Source organism: uncultured Lamprocystis sp. (assembly GCF_903933125.1).
In the GTDB taxonomy this organism is placed as follows: domain Bacteria; phylum Pseudomonadota; class Gammaproteobacteria; order Chromatiales; family Chromatiaceae; genus Thiodictyon.
In genome coordinates, this window is record NZ_CAIZIZ010000027.1 from 1 (window position 1) to 3,940 (window position 3,940).

The window sequence follows — 3,940 nt, forward strand, 5'->3', positions numbered from 1 at the left end:
CGGCCGGCAGTTCCTTCAGAAATTCCTCAAAAGCGACTTCGGCGAGCTTGGGTGCTGGCATCATAGCGGTCGAATCCCCGCACTATCGCCGATCTATGCTTATTACTCAAGGGCTTGAGGGCTTAAGTTGGCGCCTATGGGCGAATGCCCCGTCCGGCCCGATGACAAGTGGGAACGAGTGGCTACACCCTTGCGGCGATACAGAGCCGTAGGGCGGGCAACGATGGAAGCAGAGGAAAAGAGATGAGGCATCGCGTCTGGCTGGTCGGGCTTCCGATCCTGCTCTTGGTCGCCGCGGCGATCCAAGCGGGACAGGAGCGCTATGACTATGACGCACTCGGCCGCCTGGTCCGCTTCATCAACCCCGCGGGCGAGGGGACCGAGTATGTCTATGATGCCGTCGGCAACATCCTGGCGGTGCGCCAAGTGCAAGTGTCGCCGCCGCGGATTACCAGTGTGAGCCCGACAACCGTGCGCCGAGGGGCGACGACTTCTGTGTTGGTGACCGGCACCGACCTCCTCTATTCGACGGTGACGACCACGGCCGACGGCGTCCACGTAGCAGGTCGGGGGAGCACAGCGTCTGAAGTCAGGTTAGACCTGCGGGCGGACGAGACGGCACCGCTTGGCCCTCAGCCTTTTGTCCTCTCCTCGGCGACCGGTTCGAGCGATTTCAACCTGACCATCTTGCCGGTGATGCCGCGGCTGAGCGTCAGTCCCTCGCCGGTCGTACTGCCCCTTGCAGCCACCCTGACCTTGACCTTCTCGCTGTCCAGTCCGGAAGAGCAGACGCATGCGATGGCCTTTACCCCGAACAGCGCGGTTGCCGTATCGACCGACACCCTGCACTTTCCGGCGGGTCAGACGACAACCTCAGTCATCCTGACAGCGCTTGCCCCCGGAACCACCCTGCTCGAACTGACTTCCGCGACCCTGGCCGGGGCCAAGATCAGCATTTTTGTTGCCGCGCCGCTCGGTCCTGGCGAGCGACAAGGGCTCTCCGCTGAGGTCGGGGTCGTGCGTGAGACCCCGGCGCTGACGGAGCCACGGGGACCCTTCATCGCGCCTGCCGTGGGTGTGATTCGCCAGCCCCCGACCCTGTCCGAACCGCAAGGACCCTTCGCCGCACCCGCGGTGGGTGTGGTACGCGAGCCCCCGGCACTGGCCGAACCCATAGGCCCGTTGGTATCGCCCGCGGTCGGCGTTGACAAACCGCAGCCATAATTATCCCCTTCTTGGCCCTTTGTTGGAGGCTATGCGCTCAGATGAACAGACACGCACGACCGACCGCTGCACTCATCGGTGCGGCCATCCTCCTGCTTCCACTGTCCCTGACCGCCTTCAACAGCGGCAGCACTGGCGCGGATGGGGCCTTTAGTCCGTTCCTCACCAACACCGAGCTTCAGCTTCCGCCGGACGGGGTTTTCAATTTCACATCGGTCAATATTCCGGTCGGCGTGACGGTGACGTTCAAGCGCAACGCGGCGAATACGCCCGTGGTTATGCTGGTTCAGGGGGATGTCCTGATCGACGGCACGCTCGACGTGAGCGGCAAGCCGGCCGCACCCACCGGGTCTGATGCGCCGGATGGCGGGGATCCGACGGACGATGGAATGCCGGGAGAGGGCGGACCGGGTGGCTTCAGTGGAGGTTACGGCACGCCGGTGTCGAGCAGCCTGGCACCGAGCGATGGGCTCGGACCAGGGGGCGGCCGCGCAACAGTCGCCGCCTTTGAGTCAGGAAGTGGCGGCAGCCACGCAACGGCGGGCGCCGGAACTCAACCGGGGACAATCTATGGGTCTCAATTGCTGCGGCCCCTGGTCGGAGGTTCTGGGGGAGGTGGAACGGCGTCCTTTTGGTGGCCCTTCGGTCCCAGTTCCAATCAGACTTGGGTCATGGGCATGGGGGGTGGCGGTGGAGGCGGGGCCATCTTGGTCGCGGCGTCTGGCGATATCCACCTCAACGGATTGATCACGGCAAACGGCGGAGGATCGTCAAACGATCAGAGTAACGTCTCGACAGGCGGTGGCGGCAGCGGTGGGGCGATTCGACTGGTTGCGGCACATATCGTGGGTGGAGGGAGAGTGACCGCGTCTGGCGGAAACACCTGTTGTGGTCGATCAGGTTTCGGACGTCTTGGCGGTACTGGCGGCACAGGTCGTATTCGTGTGGAGCCGGAAACCGGGGGGGTCCTGTTGCTCGCAGACCCGGGCGTCGTATTTGATCGACCGGCGGACCTCTTTACGCCCGGTCTCCCCGGACTCGCGATCTCCAGTATCGCGACCCTCCCCGTCCCTACCAACCCGACCGGCCGTGGAGACATCACCCTACCCGCGATCACCGCCGACCCCGTAGACGTTGTCCTGCACACCAACGGAGTGCCGCCGGACACTATCATCAAACTGACCGTCACCCCCGAGTATGGAGCGGCGACCTCGACCGACAGCGCCCCGACCGTCGGCACCCTGGCCGATGCCTCAACCACGGTCAGCGTTTCCATCCCGGAGGGCCGCAGCGTGCTGATGGCGACCACCAGTTTCATCGTCACCGCCGCGCTGGGCGAGCACTTGGCCCCCTACGCTCAGGGTGAAACGGTGGAGCAGGTGCGCCTGACCGCATCGCCAGGTCAGCCCTCGCGGATGGTCCTGCTGACCGCCTCAGGACGCGAATTGGACCTGCCGGCCGGTGCCTTGGCGCAAGGGTGGTGAAGGTGCAGACGCGGCATGTCGCCCCCGGCTGGATCGGCCTCGCGCTGGTCCTGGGCACCGCCCTGGCCGGGCCAAGACCGGCGGTTGCCGGGTGTGCACCCGCCGAGATCACGGCCCCGGCCGCCGATGCGACCCTGGGCGACACCCGCCCGGTCATCACTTGGCGCCCCGTCCCCGGCGCCACCGCCTATCGGGTGCGGGTGCAGAGTCGGGTCCCGGAGGGCGCGGTGATCACCGACCTGGACACCCTGGCGTCTGCGCCGCGATTCTCCCCGCCCCAGCCACTCACCGACCACCGGGCCATCGTGCGCGTGACCGTGACCCCCGACTGCGGCGACGCGGCCGAGACCGCGGCCCCCCTGCCGGGGCACCGTTTCTTCATCGACACACGCCTCACCTGCCCGGCGGCGACCGATCTCCAGGTACAGCGCGACGCCAAGGGCGCACACCTGACCTGGACGCCGCCGCCCGGCGCCGTCCGCTACGAGGTCCTGGCCTTCGGGGCGGACGACTGGCGCCTGCAGGGCCGGGGCGAGACGCGCGATGCCGCCTTTGCCCTCCCGGACGCGCGGTCAGGACCGGCCGTCGCCGCCGTGCGGGTGCGCTGCGGCGAGGGGTTCGGGGCCTTCGCCTTTGCGGCCTATTGAGGCCCCGAGTGGTGGATCGCCTTGCGGGCATCCGCCTTACTGGTTCCGCTTGAGATCCCGGTAGAAGGTTGGCCCTCGGGGACGAAGGGCTCTGCATTCGCTACCGGCACCATCCGCGACATGAGGATGTCGCGTACCAGGTCGATCGGGAGGTCCGGGTTGTCGAACGCCGCTCGGCCAAGCTGCGCCCAGAATTCGATCTGCTGGGGGATGGAGCGAAATTCAGCCTTGGCGGTGGCACTGGCCGCCCGGTAAAGCTCGTCGCTGACGCGCACTGAGACGCTCATGGTGGCTCCTGATGCAATCTGCCACAGTTGTAACACACTGCATCATAGCGGCTCATGGCGAGATGCTCCACGGCGGCCGTCCAACCCACCAAGTCGTTCTTGCGCTGTTCGGCAGCGGCACCTATAGCGTTCGTACCTGATATCCAGACAGACCTTCGTGTAGGGGCGGGTTTGAAACCCGCCCCTTGTATGATCTGTTCCCAGGGATTGACAGGGATGGTCGAGACACGGATGTTGCGAAGTGTGCCCGGGAAGCCGTCCGCCCCTGAAGCCTCGAGCTTGCACGTAGATTGGCTCC

General features: G+C 66.0%; 3 protein-coding genes and 1 pseudogene. 3 read left to right on the forward strand and 1 reads right to left on the reverse strand.

The features are described from left to right. Window positions 1-243 precede the first annotated feature (243 nt). Genes QZY03_RS01125 through QZY03_RS01135 form a run of 3 tightly spaced genes read left to right on the forward strand, consistent with a single transcriptional unit; the run spans window position 244 to window position 3,355 of the window. Entirely contained in the window at window positions 244-1,224 is a 981-nt protein-coding gene (locus QZY03_RS01125) for a hypothetical protein (RefSeq protein WP_295577352.1), read from the forward strand. 41 nt (window positions 1,225-1,265) lie between these two features. After that, window positions 1,266-2,708 carry a hypothetical protein gene (locus QZY03_RS01130; protein ID WP_295577354.1) on the forward strand — a complete coding sequence of 481 codons (1,443 nt, stop codon included), beginning with the start codon at window positions 1,266-1,268 and terminating at the stop codon, window positions 2,706-2,708. Window positions 2,709-2,710: 2 nt separating this feature from the next. After that, window positions 2,711-3,355 carry a hypothetical protein gene (locus QZY03_RS01135; RefSeq protein ID WP_295577356.1) on the forward strand — a complete coding sequence of 215 codons (645 nt, stop codon included), beginning with the start codon at window positions 2,711-2,713 and terminating at the stop codon, window positions 3,353-3,355. Between the two features lie 68 nt (window positions 3,356-3,423). On the opposite strand, the pseudogene QZY03_RS01140 reads toward QZY03_RS01135, so the two are convergent. Next, window positions 3,424-3,642: pseudogene (locus QZY03_RS01140) on the reverse strand (hypothetical protein); the annotation flags it as partial. Window positions 3,643-3,940: the final 298 nt, after the last annotated feature.

What these genes read in the sequence shown, in the direction of transcription:
- QZY03_RS01125 (WP_295577352.1), top strand. Translation starts at nt 244, where the DNA reads ATGAGGCATCGCGTCTGGCTGGTCGGGCTTCCGATCCTGCTCTTGGTC.
- QZY03_RS01130 (WP_295577354.1), top strand. Translation starts at nt 1,266, where the DNA reads ATGAACAGACACGCACGACCGACCGCTGCACTCATCGGTGCGGCCATC.